Source organism: Saccharothrix saharensis (assembly GCF_006716745.1).
Lineage (GTDB): Bacteria > Actinomycetota > Actinomycetes > Mycobacteriales > Pseudonocardiaceae > Actinosynnema > Actinosynnema saharense.
The window spans coordinates 72,995-91,767 of record NZ_VFPP01000001.1 but is presented as its reverse complement, the minus strand read 5'-3'; the positions used below and the strand labels follow the sequence as shown (position 1 = coordinate 91,767).

At 71.9% G+C, this 18,773-nt stretch carries 11 protein-coding genes; 2 read left to right on the top strand and 9 right to left on the bottom strand.

What is annotated here, in order from left to right:
- Positions 1–172 precede the first annotated feature (172 nt).
- A complete protein-coding gene (locus FHX81_RS00220; RefSeq protein ID WP_141974638.1) occupies positions 173–1,180 on the top strand; it encodes a LacI family DNA-binding transcriptional regulator in 1,008 nt (335 codons plus the stop codon).
- On the opposite strand, the gene FHX81_RS00215 is transcribed toward FHX81_RS00220, so the two are convergent.
- The 8 genes from FHX81_RS00215 to FHX81_RS00180 form a co-directional block, all read right to left on the bottom strand.
- Positions 1,142–3,937 carry a beta-galactosidase gene (locus FHX81_RS00215; RefSeq protein ID WP_141974637.1) on the bottom strand — a complete coding sequence of 932 codons (2,796 nt, stop codon included), beginning with the start codon at positions 3,935–3,937 and terminating at the stop codon, positions 1,142–1,144. The genes FHX81_RS00220 and FHX81_RS00215 overlap by 39 nt on opposite strands.
- Entirely contained in the window at positions 3,934–6,231 is a 2,298-nt protein-coding gene (yicI, locus tag FHX81_RS00210; RefSeq protein WP_141974636.1) for an alpha-xylosidase, read from the bottom strand. The genes FHX81_RS00215 and yicI overlap by 4 nt, the downstream gene beginning before the upstream one ends.
- Positions 6,232–6,319: 88 nt before the next feature.
- Positions 6,320–7,132 (bottom strand): carbohydrate ABC transporter permease, encoded by an 813-nt coding sequence (locus FHX81_RS00205; protein WP_141974635.1) that lies wholly within the window; start codon positions 7,130–7,132, stop codon positions 6,320–6,322.
- Positions 7,132–8,034, bottom strand: coding sequence for a carbohydrate ABC transporter permease (locus FHX81_RS00200; RefSeq protein ID WP_141974634.1), 903 nt, complete (start codon positions 8,032–8,034; stop codon positions 7,132–7,134). The genes FHX81_RS00205 and FHX81_RS00200 overlap by 1 nt, the downstream gene beginning before the upstream one ends.
- A complete protein-coding gene (locus tag FHX81_RS00195) occupies positions 8,031–9,308 on the bottom strand; it encodes an ABC transporter substrate-binding protein (RefSeq protein ID WP_141974633.1) in 1,278 nt (425 codons plus the stop codon). Before FHX81_RS00195 ends, FHX81_RS00200 begins: the two co-directional genes overlap by 4 nt.
- Entirely contained in the window at positions 9,308–12,223 is a 2,916-nt protein-coding gene (locus FHX81_RS00190) for a glycoside hydrolase family 3 protein (protein ID WP_211363334.1), read from the bottom strand. Before FHX81_RS00190 ends, FHX81_RS00195 begins: the two co-directional genes overlap by 1 nt.
- A gap of 732 nt (positions 12,224–12,955) precedes the next feature.
- Positions 12,956–14,092 (bottom strand): S1 family peptidase, encoded by a 1,137-nt coding sequence (locus FHX81_RS00185; RefSeq protein ID WP_141974632.1) that lies wholly within the window; start codon positions 14,090–14,092, stop codon positions 12,956–12,958.
- Positions 14,093–14,305: 213 nt separating this feature from the next.
- Entirely contained in the window at positions 14,306–15,031 is a 726-nt protein-coding gene (locus FHX81_RS00180) for an SDR family oxidoreductase (protein WP_141983626.1), read from the bottom strand.
- Positions 15,032–15,114: 83 nt separating this feature from the next.
- Here FHX81_RS00180 and FHX81_RS00175 point away from each other — a divergent pair, with 83 nt between their 5' ends.
- On the top strand, positions 15,115–15,984 hold the full coding sequence (locus tag FHX81_RS00175; protein WP_141974631.1) for a LysR family transcriptional regulator: 870 nt from the start codon (positions 15,115–15,117) through the stop codon (positions 15,982–15,984).
- Between the two features lie 12 nt (positions 15,985–15,996).
- On the opposite strand, the gene FHX81_RS00170 is transcribed toward FHX81_RS00175, so the two are convergent.
- Positions 15,997–18,762: a hypothetical protein gene (locus tag FHX81_RS00170; protein WP_141974630.1), complete on the bottom strand. Its 2,766-nt coding sequence runs from the start codon at positions 18,760–18,762 to the stop codon at positions 15,997–15,999.
- Positions 18,763–18,773: the final 11 nt, after the last annotated feature.

Below are 18,773 nucleotides of genomic sequence, written 5' to 3'. Positions count from 1 at the left end.
ACGATCACTTTGTTAGCTGAGCGAAGATATCGCTCGGCACCTGTGACGTGGAACACGTATGTTAGCGCTCCCAGTCGAACCCCCCGTTCGACACGATTCCGAGCGGCCGACGCGCTCGCCCGCATCGGTCCACAGTGGACTTGAACCCCCTCGGCCGTACTATGATCCATTGATGGTCACCATCGCCGACGTCGCCCGAGCCGCGGGGGTCTCGCCCAGCACCGTGTCGTACGTGCTGTCCGGCAAGCGCTCGATCTCGGAGACCACTCGGCGCCGGGTGCACCACAGCATCCGGGCGCTCGGCTACCGCCCGAACGCGGGCGCGCGGGCGCTGGCGAGCAACCGCACGAACGTGCTCGGCCTCGTCGTGCCGCTGCGCACCGACCTGAACGTCCCCGTGGTCATGCAGTTCGTCACCGCCACGGTCACCGAGGCCCGTTCGCACGACCACGACGTGCTGCTGCTCACCGCGGACGAGGGCGCGGAGGGCCTGCAGCGGGTGGTGGCCTCCTCGCTGGCCGACGCGATCATCGTGATGGATGTCGAGGCGGCCGAGCCGCGCGTGCCCGTGCTGCGCGGGCTGGGCAGGCCGGCGGTGCTGATCGGCGTGCCCGCCGACCCGCAGGAGCTGACCTGCGTCGACCTCGACTTCACCGCGGCGGGCGCGGACTGCGTGCACCACCTGGCCGACCTCGGTCACCGCGACATCGCGCTCATCGGCCCCTCCCCCGCCGTGTACCGGCGCGGCACGAGCTACGCCGGTCGGTTCCTCAGCGGGTTCCGGGCCACGGCCGCGAGTCGCGCCGTCGAAGCCGTCGCGCTGGCCTGCGTGCCCACCTACGACGGCCTGCGGGCCTGCCTGGACGACCTGCTGTCCCGGCCTCACCCGGTCACCGGCCTGGTGGTGCACAACGAGGCCGTCCTCGGCCCGCTGCTGTCGGAACTGGCCCGGCGCGGCCAGCGGGTGCCGCGGGACATCTCCGTGCTGGCGGTGTGCCCGCCCGACCTGGCGCAGGCGCAGTCGCTGCCGCTGTCGTCGGTCGACATCCCGGCCGTGGAGCTCGGCCGGCTGGCCGTCGAGCTGGCGATGCGCCACCTCGACGGCCGGCCCGAACCGGAGGTCCGGTTGCTGCCACCGCGGCTAACGGCCCGGGGCAGCACCGGTCCGGTGGTTGCCTAGGGTCATCAGGCTCACCTCCCCGGGGTCTCCCCGCGCCGCCCCGGTGGAGATCACGGCGAAGGTGAGCGTGTTGTGCTCGCGCAGCACCCCGGTCGGCAGCACGAACTCGCGCTGCGGTCCCGCGCCGTTGAGGTACTGGCCCATGTTCCAGCCGTTGACGAAGATCAGCACCCGGTAGTCGCGGGCGGTGGTGTCCTCGAACCGGAGGCCGAGCGAGACGTCGTGCCCGCGCGGCAGGTCCAGCTCGAAGGTCGTGCGGTACCAGGACACACCCGGTGTCAACGCACCCGGCGGGCGCCGCCAACCGCCGGAGCCGGGCAGGTGCCAACCGGCGCGTTCGCCGTACAGGCCACCGGTGTTCATCGGGCCGCGTTCGCCGTCCACCGGCCGCGAACCGCGGATCTGCCACGAGAGGGGCGCGGTCGAGCCCTCGACCACCACGCCGAACAGCCCGCGCGGCTGCTTGTGGCGGACGTCGTCGGCGGTCCAGTCGTCGTTGTGGCCCATGTTCTCGACCAGCACGGTCAGCGTCGCCTGCTGCCCGTCCGCCAGCAGTCCCCCGGGCACGGCGAAGTCGCCGCGTCCCGGGTCGGGGTTGACCGGTTCGGCGTCGGATTCGGTGCCGCCGGCGGCGGAGCCCAGGTAACGCCCGTTGAGCCAGACCAGGTAGATGCCGCGCCGGCCGGTGATGGCGTTGACCGTCACGGTCTTCTCCGCGCCGGTGGCGGTGAACCGGCCGCGGTACCAGACGTTGCCGTTGTGGTGGCCGTACTCGTCGGCGTAGAGCACGGGCAGCGTCTTGGGCTTGATCGGGCTCGCGGTGGTGGTCTTGTCCGCCGCGGTCCAGCCCGACTCGCCCTGGCCGGGCGCCTCGGCGCGGTACTGCCAGCCGGTCAGCTCGGGCAGGCGCACCGGCTCGGGGCCGGGCAGCGAGCCGACCAGGGACCCGCCGGCCGTGCGCCGCACGACCACCGGCCGACCGCCGACCGTCAGGTGGCGGACCGGGGCGAACACCTCCACCTCGCCGGCGCGGTCGGTGTCGGCGCGCAGCACCAGCCGGTCGCCCGTCACCTCGGCGGACCGGACCAGGGACGTGCCGCGGACGAGCACGGGGCCGGCCGCGGTGTCCTGCCGCCAGAAGTCGGCGGCGGTCTCGTCGGTGCCCAGCATCAGCAGCAGCGGCCTGCGCCCGCCGCCGGTGACCAGGACGCGCGCCAGGCCGGTGTGCGTGTAGTCCAGGCGCAGGTCGCCATGCTCGTAGGAGCTGCCGACCCGGCCGTCGAGCACCCGCACGGTGGGCTCGGAGTCGTAGCGCAGGACCGTGGAGCCCTGCTCGCCGTCACGGCCGTACAGCACGGCCACGTCCCGACCCGACACCTCGACGTGGGTCAGGACCTCCGAGCTCGACCACGCCAGCCGCTGGCCGCCGAGGTCGTACCCGGCGACGAGCACCTTGGCGTCCCGGCCCGCCACCCGCACCGGCACCCGGTAGCGGCCGTCGGGGGTGGCCCAGTCCAGGGTCGTGGACACGTCCGCGGTGCCGGCCAGGTCGGCTTGGCGCACCAGCACGAACTGGGTGCCGGTGTCCGGGTTGGCCCGCGCCCGCGCCAGCACGACCGGGTCGGCGGGTACCGGCGGGGCGGCCGCGTCGGTCTTGGTCAGCGGCGCGACCGCGGTCATGAAGTAGCCCTGCCGCTTGAACTCGTCGTACTTGGCGGTGAGCTGCCGGGACTCGGTGATCGCCGAACCGTAGTCGTAGGAGGTGTAGACGTCGTTCGGCTGCGGCAGCCAGCCCCAGGACGTGCCGCCGAAGGTCATGTAGTAGCCGAACATCGTCGCGCCGCTGGAGATGGCGTTGTTCTTGTAGAACACCTTCATGAAGCTCGGGCCGGTCAGGTCCCGGCACTTGTCGTACCCGGCGTCCTCCAAGTCGATCGCGCCCGCCTGGTACTCGGCCGCGTACACCGGCGCGTCGTCGCGCAGCCTGCGCGTGACGCCCTCGCCCCACGGTCCCCACGCGTCGGGGTTCCCGCACTCGAACGACTGCGGGTAGTCGTCCACGCCGGGGATCTGCACCGCGCCCGGGCCGGACGACCAGTTGGCCAGGTCGCCGTGGCAGCAGTTGTTGTGCACGATCGGCACGTCGATGCCGGCGGCCCTGGCCTGGTCCTGGAGGTCCTGCATGTAGGCCGGGTCGACGTTGACCGCGTACTCGTTCTCCACGTTGTAGGCGATGACCGGGCCACCGCGCGACACCTGGTGCCGCGCGATGATCGGGTTGAGGCGGCTCAACCACTCGGTGTACGCCGCTTTGTACCCCGGATCGCCGGAGCGGGCCCGGCCCGGCACCGTCTTCAGCCACGCCGGGAACCCGCCGCCGCTGGTCTCGGCGTTGATGTACGGGCCGGGCCGGGCCACCACGTACAGGCCCAGGTCGTCGGCCATCCGCAGCAGCCGGTCCACGTCGCGCACGCCGGTGAAGTCGTACACGCCCGGCGAGGGCGAGTGGTAGCCCCAGTGGAAGTACAGGGACACGCCGGTGAACCCGGCGGCCCTGATCTTCTCCAGCACGTCGCGCCACAGCTCCGGGCTGGGCAGCCGGAAGTAGTGGAACTCCCCCGACCACAGCATGACCCGCTCGTCGTCCACCATCAGCGAGTACTTGTCGTAGGTGACCTCGTGCCGCGGCTCGGCGGACACCGGGGTCGCCACGACGAGCGACCCCAGCAGCGCGAGCACGACGGCTAATCGCCTCACCGGACGCCCCGAAGGGTCAGGGTGGCGCCCCCGGCGCTGACGAGCACCCCGTCGGGGTGCGCGCCGACCGACCCGCCGGCCACGTCGTCGACCGCACGCGCGCCGACCAGCAGCAACCGCCAACTCGACGGCGCGCCCTCGACCTCGACCCGGATCTCGTCACCACCCCGGTGGGTGCGGAACGTCGTGTCGCCGACCACCGTCACGTGCTCGCCGTCGGTCAACTGGTACGCCTGGAGCGTGACGCCCTCGGCGTAGTCGTACTCCGGCCGGTCGTCCACGGCGCCGACGGGCAGCACCGTGTCCGGCCGCACGAGCACCGGCACGGTGAGGAAGTCGCAGCGGTCGCGCACCCAGCGCGGTCCTTGCACGGTCTCGCCGGTCAACAGGTGCGTCCACGTGCCCTCGGGGACGTAGTACGACACGTCGCCGGAGTCCGAGAACACCGGCGCGACCAGCAGGTCGTCGCCGAGCATGTACTGGCGCTCCAGGTGGGCGCAGCCGGGGTCGTCGGGGAACTCGACCACCATCGCCCGCATCACCGGCACGCCCTCGGCGGTGGCCTGCCGCGCCGCGCCGTGCAGGTACGGCATCAGCCGCAGCTTCAGCTTCACGAACCGCCGCAGCACGTCGACCGACTCCTCGTCGAACAGCCACGGCACGCGGTACGACGAGCTGCCGTGCAGCCGGCTGTGCGACGAGAGCAGGCCGAACGCGATCCACCGCTTGAACAACGCGGCCGACGGCGTGCCCTCGAAGCCGCCGATGTCGTGGCTCCAGAAGCCGAACCCGGACATGCCCAGCGACAGCCCGCCGCGCAGGCTCTCCGCCATCGACTCGTAGGTGGCCTCGCAGTCACCGCCCCAGTGCACCGGGAACTGCTGCGAGCCCGCCGTGGCGGACCGGGCGAACACCACCGCGTCACCGTCGCCGCGCCGCCTGCGCAGCACGTCGAACACGGTCTGGTTGTAGAGGTGGGTGTAGTGGTTGTGCATCCGCTCCGGGTCGGAGCCGTCGTGGTAGACCACGTCGGTCGGGACGCGCTCGCCGAAGTCGGTCTTGAAGCAGTCCACGCCCTGGGCCAGCAGGGCGTCCAGCTTGGCCGAGTACCAGGCGCGGGCGGCGGGGTTGGTGAAGTCGACCAGCGCCATGCCCGGCTGCCACAGGTCCCACTGCCACACGTCGCCGTTCGGCCTGCGCAGCAGGTAGCCGTTCGCCTTGCCCTCGGCGAACAGCGGCGACCGCTGCGCGATGTAGGGGTTGATCCACACGCAGATGCGCAGGCCGCGGGCGCGCAGCCGGTCCAGCATGCCGACCGGGTCGGGGAACGTGCTCGGGTCCCACTCGAAGTCGCACCAGTGGAACTCCCGCATCCAGAAGCAGTCGAAGTGGAACACGCTCAGCGGCAGGTCGCGCGCCAGCATCCCGTCGATGAAGCCCGACACCGTCTCCTCGTCGTAGGACGTGGTGAACGACGTCGACAGCCACAGCCCGAACGACCACGCGGGCGGCAGCGCGGGCCGGCCGGTGAGCGCGGTGTACTTCCGCAGGATCTCGCGGGGCGTGGGCCCGTGGATCACGAAGTACTCCAGCGACTGGCCCTCGACGCTGAACTGGACCTTCGACACCGCCTCCGAGCCCACCTCGAACGACACGTGGCCGGGGTGGTTGACGAAGATCCCGTACCCCGCGTTGGTCAGGTAGAACGGGACGTTCTTGTAGGCCTGCTCGCTGCTCGTGCCGCCGTCGGCGTTCCAGATGTCGACCGTCTGGCCGTTCTTGACCAGCGGCCCGAACCGCTCGCCCAGCCCGTAGACGGTGTCACCGACCCCCAGCGTCAACTGCTCGCGGACGTGGTGCGTGCCGTGCACGGTCATGAAGCCCATGCCCTTGGTGCCGCTGCTGGTCAGCGGGCGGCCGTCGGCGGTGAAGTCGACCCGCCACCCCTCACCCCGGTTGACCCGCACCGACAACGCGCCCGCGGTCATCACCACCCCGGCGTCGTCCTCGACCACCTTGGCCTCGTGCGCGCCGTCGGAGGCCAGCGCGAACACCGGCTCCGCCGGCGTCCCGCCCGAGAAGTGCGTGATCTTCACACCGATCACGTCGGCCATCGGCGAGGTGAGCCCGAGCGTGACCACCGGGCCCTTGAGCGTGTCGCCGCGGTGCCGGATCGGTTGGGTCGACGCGTGCACGACGACCTCCCCGTGCCCCGCGGCGACGTCACGCACCTCGGCCGGATGGGCCGCCTCGACCCCGGGCCGCAGCAGCCAGTACCCGTCGCTGAACTTCACCCGAACTCCAATCAGGGAAAGCCTTGTTGTTGGTCACCGAGAAACGTCGATCCGGGCTCACCCGGTCCGCGTAAGCGATGCCCGGGCGTCACTTCACCGCTCCCGCCGTGATGCCGCGGGTCAACGCGCGTTGGAAGATCAGGAAGAACACGATCGCCGGGATGACCCCGAGCAGCGCCGAGGCGCTGGTCATGGTGGCGTCCATCATCCGCTGACCCTGGAGCACCCCCAGCGCCACCGGAACCGTCTGGTTCTCGTTGGAGATGAGCAGCACCAGCGGGAGGAAGAACTCGTTCCACGTCCAGATGAAGAAGAACACGAACAGCACGCCCAGGGTGGGACGGCTGATCGGCACCACGATCCGCACCAGGGTCTGCCACTTGGTCGCGCCGTCGATGCGGGCGGCTTCCAGCAGTTCGCGCGGGAAGCCGCCCAGCGTGGAGGTGAGCAGGTAGGTGCCGAACGCGGCCTGGATCACCGTGAAGATGACGATCACGGCCAGTTTCGTGTCGTACAGCCCGACCTCGTTGGCCAGGAAGTACAGCGGGTAGACCAGCGCCTCCTGCGGCAGGGTGTTCGCCACGAGGAACGCCACCAGGATCCACAGCCTGCCGCGGACCCGGCCGATGCCCAGCGCGTAGGCGTTGAACACCGACACGACCACCGCCAGCACCGCCACCGACCCGCTGATCACCACGCTGTTCCACAGCTTCTCGCCGAAGTCGACGCGTTCCCAGAACGCGACGATGCCCTCCAGCGAAATCCCGTCCGGCAGGTCGAGCGGACCGCCCGTGGAGTACTCCGCCGGCGTCTTCACCGCGTTCAGCGCGACGAGGACGAACGGCGCCAGCATCACCGCCGCCAGCAGGATCATCGACCACAGCACCGCGTGCCGCCGCATCAGCGCTCACCCCGGTTCTGCACCCGCAGGAACACCGCGGTGAGCAGCAGGATCAGCACCGTGAGCACCGTGGCGACGGCGGCGCCGTACCCGACCTGGGTCTTCTCGAAGAAGTTCTGGAACGAGTAGTAGGACGGCACATTCGTCGAACCGCCCGGCCCGCCCCTGGTCAGCACGTAGATCGGCGCGAACACCTTGAGCGCGGCGATGGTGCAGGTCAGCAGCACGACGAAGATCTCCGGCCGGATCTGCGGCACGGTGACGTGGAAGAACCGGCCCCACCACGACGCGCCGTCCAGCTCGGCGGCCTCGTGCAGCGACGGGTCCACCCGTCCCATCCCGGCCATGAAGATCACCACCGGGTAGCCGACCTGGATCCACAGCAGCACACCCATGACGGTGAACAACGCCAGGTCGGGGTCGCCGAGCCAGTTCTGCGCCAGCGCGTCCAGCCCGACCGCGCGCAACACCTCGTTCAGCGCGCCGTCCCGCGGCGCGAGGATCCAGCTCCACACGATCCCGGCCACCGCGATCGGCAGCACCTGCGGCAGGTAGACGCACGCCCGCAGCACGGCGGCGTGACGCGACCCGAAGTGCTTGCCGATGAAGTCGAACAGGGCGGCGGCGATGACGAGCCCCGCCAGGGTCGGCAGGATCGCCATCGCCACCACCAGGCCGACGTTGTGCCGGAACGAAGCCCAGAAGGTGCCGTCCGACATCAGCCGGGTGTAGTTGTCCAGCCCGACCCACTCGGGCGTGCCGGCGCCGGACCACTCGGTGAGGCTGATGCCGACGTTCATCGCGAACGGCACCAGGATCACCGCGAGCAGCAGCAGGCCGCCCGGGATCAGGAAGAGCAGGTACGACCCGCGGTCGCGGATCGAGGCCGGGACCAGGCTCATTTGCCGACGCTCGCCGTGTTCTCCTCGTAGTAGTCCGCCAGCTCGGTCAGCGCCTCGTGCGCGCCGATCTGCCCGGTGATCACCTTCTGCACCGACGACACCTGCGCGTCGTAGAAGCCGGGCGCGGGCCAGTCCGGGTAGAACGCCAGCCGGTCGCCGTCCACCAGCGCCTGGAAGTCGTCGTTGAGCTGCTTGGTCCTCGGGTCGGTCGCGGGCGTGGCGCTCGGCGCGACCGGGATGCCGCCCGCGTCGCGCAGCTTGTCCTGGATCGCGGGCGACATGGTGATCTCGATGAAGTCGTAGGCCAACTGCTTGTTCTTCGAGCCCTTCGGCACCACCCACAGGTTGCCGCTGGACCCGGACGTCATGCCCGGCCACGGCACCGCGGCCCACTCGAAGTCCTTCACCTGCGCCTGCACGCGGCCGTACCACCAGCTGCCGCTGACCATGATCGGGTGCTTGCCCTGCATGAACGACAGGCCCATGTCCTCGGCCTTCACGCCGGCGGAGTCCTTCGAGAAGTAGCCCTCGCGCAGCCACTTGGCGAACGTCTCCGCGCCGAAGACCCACGTGTTGTCGTGGAAGTCCACGGGGCCGGTGTAGCGCTGGAAGCGGTCCACCCACTCGCGGTCGGCCTTGGTCAGCGCCAGTTGGTAGAACAGCTGCGCGGCCGGGTACTCCGCGCCGCCCAGCGCCAGCGGCGTGACACCCGCCTTCGCGAACTTGTCCATCGCGGCGGTCAGCTCGTCGAACGTCGTCGGCGCGGCCAGGCCTTGCTGGTCGAACATCGTCTTGTTGTAGTAGACCATCACGTACTCGGCGTAGTTGGGGATGCCGTACCACTTGCCGGACCCCATCACGCCGCGCTCGTCGTACTTGGCAGTGGTGTCGATGCCCGGACCGAGCTTCTTGTCCCACCCGCGCTTGGCGACCTCCTCGCCGAGGTCGGTCAGCAGGCCCTGCTTGGACAGCAGGCCGGCGGTCGCGTTGCCCTTGTTGTACTCCAGGATGTCCGGCGCGTCCTTGGAGTTGAGCACCATCGAGGCGGTCTTCTGGATCTGCTCGAAGCCCTTCTCCTCGAACTGCACCTTCACGCCGGGGTGCGTGGCCTCGAACTGCTTGATCGCCTCGGCCCACGCCACGCCCATGGCGCTGTCCGGGCCCTCGTAGTGCCAGAGCTTCAGGGTGTTCGGGTCGGAGGCTTCCTCCGACCCTCCGCAGCCGGCCACGGCCAGCACGGCCGCCACCGCGGCCGCAAGGAGTCGCTTGGACATCAGGATGATCCCTCCACGGTGAGGTTGTCGATCCGGGCCTTCCCCGTGAAGACCAGGTACACGTCCTGCCGACCGGCCGCACCCCGCAGCGGCGACGACACTTCGGTCCAGGAGTGCTCGTCGGCCGTGGTCGGCACGGCGAGCGTGCCCACCAGGCGGCCGGCGGGCCCGCCGAGGCGCACCTCGACGGTCGTCGGGCCGTCCGGGTTCGCCACCCGGGCCGCCACCGACCGGGCCGACCGGCCCAGGGCGACGTCGGCGAACGAGATCCACTGGCCGGGCGCGGTCGAGGCCACGGCCGTGCCGCGTTCCCGCGTGGTGTCCACCAGGGTCACGCCGGAGTAGTCGTCGAAGTTCTGGGCCGGCGTGGTCCGGCGCAGGTCACGCGGCGGGATCGTCTCCCCCAGCACGCTCACCGCGCGGCGGAGCGAGCCGACCGCGAACTCGTGCGGCGCGGTCTCGACCACCCGCTTCTCCCGGGTCACGTCCCAGAACGACAGGTCGGACGCCGGCACGGTGAACGAGACCGTCTTCGTCTCGCCGGGCCGCAGCTCCACCCGGTCGAACGCGCGCAACCGCTTGACCGGCTGCGCGACGCGCGACTTCTTCTGCTGCGAGTAGAGCTGGACCACCTCGGCGCCCGCCCGGTCGCCGGTGTTGGTCACGTCGACCCGGATCCCCACCTCACCGGAGGCGTGCACCACGGGCCGGTCCACCGCGAGCCGGGAGTAGCGGAACGACGTGTAGCTCAGCCCGTGGCCGAACGGGTACAGCGGCTTGCCGGTGAAGTACTGGTAGGTGTGGCCGGACTTCGAGATGTCGTACCGGAGCATGTCGGGCAGGTCGGCGTCGGACCGGTACCACGTCTGGGTCAGCCTGGCGCTCGGGTTGTGGTCGCCGAACAGCACGTCGGCGATGCCGTGCCCGGTCTCCTGGCCCGCGTGCGAGGTCCACAGGATCGCGGGCAGGTCCGCGGTGTCCCAGTCGCCGGAGTACGGGTAGCCGCTCTCCAGCACCACGATCGTGTTCGGGTTCGCCGCGCGCACCGCGTCGATGACGGCGCGCTGCCCGGCCGGCAGGGCGGTGGTCTCGCGGTCGTCGTCCTCCCGGCCGTTGATGAACGGCATGCTGCCGACCACCACGACGGCGGCGTCGGCGCCCCTGGCCGCCTCGACGGCGCTGTCCACACTGCGGCGCACGACCTCGCGGCCGAACTTCGTGGCGTGCTCCGGGCTGGCCGCGCCCAGCACGAGCCTGCCGTCCGCGCCGACGACCACGTACCTGTTCGCGCCGAACCACGACTGCGTGACGTCGTTGCCCGCGTACTCCAGCACGACCGAGCCGTCGGCCTGGGCCACCAGCTCGAACTGCTGCTGGACGAACCAGCCGTTGGGCTGCACCGCGTTGTTGACCAGGGACCGGCCGTCGCCCAGCGACACGGTCCTGCCGTTCGCGGCGGCCCGCAGCGTCACCGTGCCCTCGCCCCAGTCGAAGACGTCCAGCCCGCTCGCGTCGCCCGGGGTGGCCTCGGTGGCCGTGAGCGGTGCGCCGGCCGCGGCGGTGGACGCGGTGACGTAGCGGCCGGTGGCCAGGTCCTTCAGCCTGATCCGGTCCACGCCCTCGCTGGAGGTGACGGCCGCGCGTTCGGCGAGCGCCCGCACCGGCGTGATCCGGTAGGGCATGGTGCCCGAGTACCAGTCCTCGTAGAGGGTGTCGGCGAGCTGGCCGACGACCGCCACCCGTTTCGTGTCCGCTGTGGACAGCGGCAGGGTGTGGTCGTCGTTGCGCAGCAGCACGACCTGCTCGGCCGCGGCCCGGCGCGCGAGCTGCCGGTGCTCCGGCGCGTCGATGACGGCGGGCGTGGTGGCCGCGTACGGGTTGCGGCCCGCCGGGTCGAACTCGCCGAGCCGGAAGCGGACCGACAGCACGTGCCGCGCGGCGTCCTCGACGTCCGCCACCGTGATCAGGCCCCGGTCGATCGCCGCCTTGATCGAGGTCGTGGTCGGTGCGGAGTCCCGGTTGTCCTCGGTGAAGCTGTCCAGGCCCGCCCGGATGGCCGCCGCGTTGCCCTCCACCTCGTCCGGGTAGTACCGCTGCGCGCCCGCGACGTTGGACGCGCCGCCCGCGTCGCCGACGATCATCAGGTCCTCGTCGGTCCACGAGCGCACCACGTCGTCCAGGTCGTGGTTGACGTGCGTCGGGCGGCCGTTGAGCAGGTTGTAGGACGCCATCACGCCGGTGGCGGCGTCGGCCTCGATCGCCGGCCGGAACGCGGCCTCGTCGTAGTCCTTCAGGATGCGCGGCGGCACGATCGAGTCGACGGTGATGCGGTCGTCCTCCACGTTGTAGGCCGCGTAGTGCTTCAGCGTCGGCGCGGCCTGGAGGTAGTCGGGGTGGTCGCCCTGCACGCCGTGCCCGAACGCGGTCGCGATGACGCCGGTCAGGTGCGGGTCCTCCGAGTAGCCCTCCTCGTTGCGGCCCCAGCGCGGGTCGCGCAGCGGGTTCACCACCGGCGCCCAGAGGTTGAGCCCGTTGAACGCGGGGTCGAGCGCGTGGAACCCGCGCGCCTCGCGCCCGGTCACCGCGCCGACCCGCCGCACCAGCTCCGGGTTCCACGTGCCGGCCAGGCCGACTGCCTGCGGGAACACGGTCGCCTCACCGAGCCACGCGACGCCGTGCAGCGCCTCGGTGCCGGTTTTGAACGCTCCGATCCCGAGCCTCGGGATGGCCGGTTGGTACTGGTGCAGCAGCGAGACCTGCTCGTCGAGCGTCAACCGGCCGAGGAGGTCGGCTATCCGGGACGCGCGGGGCAGGTCCGGATCGCGGAAGGGCGGCTCCTGGGCGTGCGCGGGCAGCGGGGCCGAGAGCAGCAGCGCGACCAGCGGGAACAGCAGCGACCGGCGGGTTCTCGACACTGATCGACCCTTCGTCCCGGGAAGCTCGCGGCTCCCACGCCATCGAAGCGCTTCGATTGGCCACCGTAGAGGGCGGGCGGTGACGTGCGCAACAGGCCGAACGAGGCAGAAGTTGTTAACGCTAATTCACTTGACAGGAGTGCCTTGACACGCGCACGTGATGCGGGATACCACTGTGACCCGGTCCTGTTGCGCTGCTGTTTCGCCAACCAGCGGATGTTAGCGTTAACAACACCGGTGCCGCGAGGCCTCGGGCCCCCTCCTACCCGGGCCGACGCGCGGGGGCCCGCCTGGAGCGCGCCGGGCGGGCCCCCGGCCACGCGCTCTTCGGTTCGGGCTGCCGCCGGGTGGACATCAGGGTGCCCGCCGAGCCCGTCGACGGCACCCTCCCCTTCACCGCCGGTCGCCGCGAAGCCGGCGGGCGACACCCGGCCGATGTCCACTGTGGACTCTGGTGGCGGACCGTCGGCATCGACCCCGACGAGTCGGTGCACCTGTCCGATCCGGAGCCGGTCGAGAAGGCGCCGGAGCTCGCGCGTCGGCGGTGCTGCGGGCCAAGCACGCCGCGCAGCCGTACCGCGAGCACGGGAACCCGCCGTCGTGACGAGGTGGAGATCGCCGCGCCGCCCGCCGCACCGCGCCGACGTCGTGGCGGGTGCGGCGGGTCGGACCCGGTGGTGGGGCCGACGCGCGGACCCGCCCGCGGCGCGGCGGGCGGGTCCGCGGTCGGTGTCAGGCGGTGAGCAGCCGCAGACCGTAGACGGACAGGATCTCGTTGATCGGCTGGAACCAGGTCCGGCCGCCGGACGAGCAGTTGCCGTACCCGCCGGACGTGACGCCCTGGGCCTGGTCGCCGGTGATGAACGAGCCGCCGGAGTCTCCGCCCTCGGCGCACACGCTGGTGCCGGCCATCTGGTGCACGTCACCCTGCGCGTAGTGGATGGTCTCGTTGCGGGACTGGATCACGCCGCAGTGCCAGCGCGTGGTCGAGCCGGAGCGGCAGACCGACGTGCCGACCGGCGCTTCCCACGAACCGCGCACCAGCGCGTCGGACACCGTGCCCCAGCCGAGCACGACGGGCACGTTCCACCAGCCGCCACCGGTGCGGACCCACGCGTAGTCGTTGCCGGGGAACGAGGAGCCGGCGAACTGGCCCTGCCACGACCGGTCCCAGCCGTACACCTGCGCACCCGTGCCGCCGCAGTGGCCGGCGGTGACGTAGCCGCCGTGCACCGAGAAGCCGATGGAGCAGCGGACGTTGCCGGTGTAGTACGGGTCGCCGCCGACGGTTCCGGCGGCGAACGGCACGGGCGCGGCGACGCCCTCGGTGTTCACCTCGACGGGGCCGAGCGCGCGCGCCTCGGCCAGGAACTTCGCGACCTCCGCGGTCTGCACGCCGGGCTGGACGTCCACCACCACCGCACCGCTGCGCGCGTCCGGCCGCCAACTGGTCACCGCCGACGGCACGCCGCCCGCGGCGGACAGCGCGTCGACCCGGTCCTTGACCCGGTCGAGCTCCTTCGCCGTCCGGGCGACCAGCCGCGCCTCGGCGCCGGTGGCCCGGACCCGGTCGGCCGCCGCCGGGTCGGTCACGCCGACCACGAGGACGCCCTTGTCCTGGTCGAACCAGCTACCACCGAACGACGACCCGGCCGCGGCCCGCGCCGAGGGCGCCCGCCTGGTGGCCTCGGCCTCCTGGTCGAGCCTGGTCAGCACCTGCTGCTCGGTCAGCCCGAACGCGGTCCGCATCGCGGACACCAGGCCCGGCGACAGCGCCTGCGGCGCGGGCGCGGCCTGGCCGGACGGCGCCACGACCAGGCCGCTCACCACCAGCGCGGCGGTCACACCGATCTTCGTCAACGTTGTCATAAGCACGCGGTTCTCCTTGTCCACACAGGGAGGCGCACGGTCGGTGCAGGCCGACCGCGCACCCGAGGCAAGTCGGCGAGAGAGCGCTCTCACAGCCTGCTGGTTCAGACCATGCCAACACCCCCACCGCTCCGTCAACCCCACGCGTCCTCCCCTCAGACCGCGAGAGTCCTACGTTCACGACACGGGAGTTCAACGCTCGGGCACCGCGACTCACCACGGAACGACGCCCGCGTCGTCGAAGAACCCGCCGCGTGGGCCGTCGTCCGGCAACGTGGCCAGTCGGATCGCGATCGCGGCACCCTGCTCGGGTGCCCGCGACCCGGCGAACCCGGTGAAGTCGGTGGCGACGTAACCGGGACAGGCGGCGTTCACGATGACGGCGGTGTCGGCGAGCCGGCGCGCGTACTGCACCGTGACGCTGTTGAGCATCGACTTCGACGGCGCGTACGCGGCCATCACCGGGCCCGTCCGCAGTGCCAGCGAGCCCATGTTGCTGGACATGTTGACGATGCGCGGGCTCTGGGCGCGCAGGAGCATCGGCAGCATCGCGTTCGTCACCCGGACGACTCCGATGACGTTCGTGTCCAGGACGGTGCGCAGGACGTCGAGGTCGAGTGTCGTCGGGTCCTGCGCGCCGCCCTCGATGCGGCCGGCGATGCCGGCGTTGTTGACCAGCACGTCCAGCCGTCCCACCGTCCGCTCGACGGCACCCGCCGCCGCGGCCACGCTCTCGTCGGAGGTGACGTCGAGCGCCACCCCGAACGCGTCGACCCCCTCGGCACGCAGGCGCTCGACGGCCTCCTCACGCCTGACCCCGTCCCGCGCGCCCACTCCCACCACGAAGCCGATCGCACCGAGACCCCGGGCGATGGCGTAACCGATCCCCTTGTTCGCGCCGGTGACCAGCGCGATCTTCGTGTCGTTCACGCGACCCATGCTCGGCGGGCCGCGCACCCCTGTCCAAGATCGATCCGGTACGCCGTGATACCCCCCGGGTATCAGCCGGTAGTCTGCGTGCCGTGCCCGACCTCGAGACGCGCGAACTCCGGTACTTCGTCGCCGTGGCCGAGGAGCTGCACTTCGGTCGCGCCGCCGACCGGCTCGGCATCGCCCAGCCGCCGCTGTCGCGCGCCATTCGCCAACTGGAACAGCGGCTCGGTGTCCGGCTCTTCGACCGCGACCGCCGCGGTGTCGCGCTCACCGACGCCGGCCGGGTGCTGCTGCGGGAGGCCGGCACCGTCCTCGACGCCGTCACGGCCGCCGCGCGCCGCACACGACGGGCAGCGGACCCGGACCGGCCTCTGGTGCTCGTGACCAAGGCCGGTGCCTCCCACGAACTGCTGCAACGGCTCCTCGACGCGCACGCGGCCGAACCCGGTGCGGCACCGGTCGAAGTCCTGCTGTGCGAGGTCGGCGAGCAGGCGGGCCTGCTGCGCGACGGGCGGGCCGACGTGGCGCTCATGCACCGCCCGTTCGACGACCTCGCCGGGTTCGACACCGAGGACCTCCACGTCGAGGGCCAGGTCGCGCTGCTGCCCGCCGGCCACCCGCTCGCCACCCGCGCCGAGCTGACGCTGGCGGAGGTCCGCGACGTGCCGGGCCTGCCGATCGCCCGGTGGCCCCGGCTCGACGGGTCCTACCCGGACGGTCCCGGCCCGGAGGTGCGGACCCAGTCGCAACTCGCCCAGCTCGTCGCGCTCGGCCGGACGCTGCTGGTCATCCCGGCGTCCAGCCGCGCGTGGCAGTGGCCCGACCACGTCGCGGTCCCCGTGGTCGACGCGCCGGACGTCACCACCGTGATCGCCTGGCCGCCGAACAGCCGTTCGCCGGCGGTCGCGTCGCTCGTCCGGTCCGCCGCCGCGCTCCGCTCCCCCGCCGCGCGCGGTTGAACGGCCGGCGGTTCAGCAGTCCGGCGTGCCCCACGGGCGGGGTGCCGCCGGGTCGGCCGGCCGGCTGATCTCGTAGACGCAGCTCGGCACCTCCGCCAGGTCGTGCAGGTCGGAGATGGTCAGGATCGCCAGCGGTCGGGTCAGACCGGTCCGGGACCGCGCGAAGTCGATCGGGCCGGTCGCGCCCTCGTAGTCGCCCGGCTCGCGCAGCTCCTGCGCGATCGCCGCCCGGTGCACGGTGGGGAGCGGACCGGTCGACGGTGCCGCCGGGTCGGGGTTGGGCACCCTGGACCGGGTCCGGTTGTCCCGCGCGGCCGCCACGAACAGGCTCGCCGCGTCGTAGGCGAGCCCGATCCGCTCACCCGGCCACGGCATGTGGTCGTCGGACCGGGCGAGCAGCCGGGCGAAGTCCGCCACCCGGCCGACACCGGTGACCCGCTCCCGCACCCTGCGGTGCCCGGTGCAGAACTCGACCAGCGGACGCGCGCCGGGGTGCTCGGGGTCCCGCGCTGCGGGTTGGCCCTTGGTGACGCAGTCGGTCCCGGCGAGCACGACCCGGGCGCCCATCGACACGAACGACACCGCGATGCCCCTGAACTCGTTGCGCAGCCTCAGATCGCTCTGCGCGATGAACCGGGCCGTGGTGTCGTCGCCGATCACCTCGGGCCGGTCGTTGCCGCACTGGTCCACTACCTCGTCGAGGAACCCCGGGAACTCGCCCTCCCGGCCCGCGAAGAACGCGATGTGCCCCGCACCGCAGACCACCTCGACCTCGCCGACCTGCCGGTCCCACGACCGGGTCGCGGTCTCGTCCGCGCCCAGTTCCGCCAGCAGCTCCGACACGAGGCTGTCGAGGTAGTTGTCGGTCAACGGCGGGTGGTACACCGTGACCTGCTTGCCGACCCGGCGGGCGTGCTCGGCGACCAGCTCGGCCTGCACCGCGTTGCCCGGCACGAGCTGGAAGTACAGCGGTGACCGGCTGCCCAGCACCTCGCCGGTCAGCGTGGTGGCCACCACCGGCGTGCCGAGGTCGCCCAGCGCGCCGATGGCGCTCTCCGTGGCGTCCACCGTCAACGCCATGCCGATGACGCCGACGATCGTGGGGTCGGCGGCCAGCAGCGGTTCGAGCAGGTCGTCCACGACGGTGCGGGCGGCGGCCATGCGGTCGCCGCCGTTGGCCACGTAGACCCGCAGCAGCGGTTCGGTGTTGCTGGTCTTGTTCTGCGCCTCCTGCCGGATCAGGAGCCCTTCCAGCTCTTCGGACGTGGACGCGTCCGCGCCGGGGTCGGACACCGGGTGGGTCAGGTCGGCGAAGTAGACCACGCTCACCAACGTCCGCTCGGGGTTGTCCTCGTGCAGCCGTTCGGCCGTGGCGTTGAGCTCGAACACCGCGTGCTGGGCCGCCCGCAGTCGCGGGTCCGGGCCGAAGACCCGCGCCGAGTCGTCGCTGTAGCCCACGCAGGACTGGATGGCCTCGACCCAGCGAACCGCGACGCCACGCGCGGGGTCGGGCAGGCAGTCGTTGTCGACCCGCACCCACCCCCACCGGCCGCCCGTCAACGACACGGCGGCCAGCAGGGCCAGCACCACGCCGGCGACGACCGGTTTCCGCGCGGGCAGCGGGGGTTGGCGCGGCTTGATGCCGCTCAGGTCGACCCACGCCGACTCGTCGGCCTGGGTGGGGTCGTCCCGCTCCCCCGGCAGTCGGACGAAGACGAACCGCGCGTCCGGGCGCAACGCCTGCCGGTGCACCGGCAGCCCGGCCGCCCAGGCGTCCAGTTCCGCTTTGATCCGGCTGACGGGCTCGACCGGCCGCCCGGGCTGGAGGTCGGCGGGCTTGGCGTCCGCGGCGGCGATCACCAGCAGCGGGTCGTGCTCGGTCGACTCGTTGCGGACGTCGTTGATCAGCCGCAGGAGTTCCCACCCGCCGTTGTCGTCGGTCAGGCCCGACAACAGCACGACCGTGTACGCGGTGCGCTGCCACCGGCGCAGGCGCAGGCCGCGCGGCCGGTAGGCCAGGCGCAGGTCCTGGAGGAAGGCGTGCACGAGCAGCTTCTTGACGTGCTCCGGGTTCTCCTCGGCGCGCCTGCCCGCGGTGAGGCGTTCGGCGAACCCGGTGAACGCGGTCGAGTGCCCCGGCACCATGAACGGCTGGCGCATCAGCCAGCGCGGTTCCCGACCGACCAGCGGCACGCCGTGCACCCACAGCCAGAAGCGCAGCGGTCGGTGCCAGACCGTGAGGAGCAGCACCAGCAGCTTCTCGTACACGGACGGTCCACCGAGCTGCTGCGCGGTCGCCTGCGGCTCGACGTCCCTCGCGGTGTCCGCCGCGGCGTACCACTCGCGGAGCTCGCGCACGATCGCGCGGTTGTCGTGGATGTTCTGGGCCGGCGGCAACTGCCGGCCGGTGAGCCAGTCGACCAGCCGGTAGTGGCGGAACGACCGCAGCTTGTCGTGGCCGAACCGGTCGGCCAGCAACCGGCTGTGCAGCACGTCGAGCAGCGGCAGCAGCGGCGCCTCGCGCTCGACCCTCGACCAGCGGTCGGCGGCGGTGGTGGCGGCCGGCCCCGCGTCCGCGTGGGCGTGCGGGACCTTCCGCTTGCTCCGGGCGCCGGTGTTCTCCAGGCGGAGCTCCAGCGCCTTCGGCACGTCGTTGCCGCCGACGTCGCCGATCACGCACAGCAGCGGTAGCGGGCGGTCGCCGCGCAGCCCGTCCCGACCTCGCCGCGGTCTCCACCGCGGGCGGTCCACGAGGTCCCGGATGACGGACAACAACACGTGGACACCAC

What these genes read in the sequence shown, in the direction of transcription:
- FHX81_RS00220 (WP_141974638.1), top strand. Translation starts at nt 173, where the DNA reads ATGGTCACCATCGCCGACGTCGCCCGAGCCGCGGGGGTCTCGCCCAGC.
- FHX81_RS00205 (WP_141974635.1), bottom strand. Translation starts at nt 7,132, where the DNA reads ATGCGGCGGCACGCGGTGCTGTGGTCGATGATCCTGCTGGCGGCGGTG.
- FHX81_RS00200 (WP_141974634.1), bottom strand. Translation starts at nt 8,034, where the DNA reads ATGAGCCTGGTCCCGGCCTCGATCCGCGACCGCGGGTCGTACCTGCTC.
- FHX81_RS00195 (WP_141974633.1), bottom strand. Translation starts at nt 9,308, where the DNA reads ATGTCCAAGCGACTCCTTGCGGCCGCGGTGGCGGCCGTGCTGGCCGTG.
- FHX81_RS00185 (WP_141974632.1), bottom strand. Translation starts at nt 14,092, where the DNA reads ATGACAACGTTGACGAAGATCGGTGTGACCGCCGCGCTGGTGGTGAGC.
- FHX81_RS00180 (WP_141983626.1), bottom strand. Translation starts at nt 15,031, where the DNA reads ATGGGTCGCGTGAACGACACGAAGATCGCGCTGGTCACCGGCGCGAAC.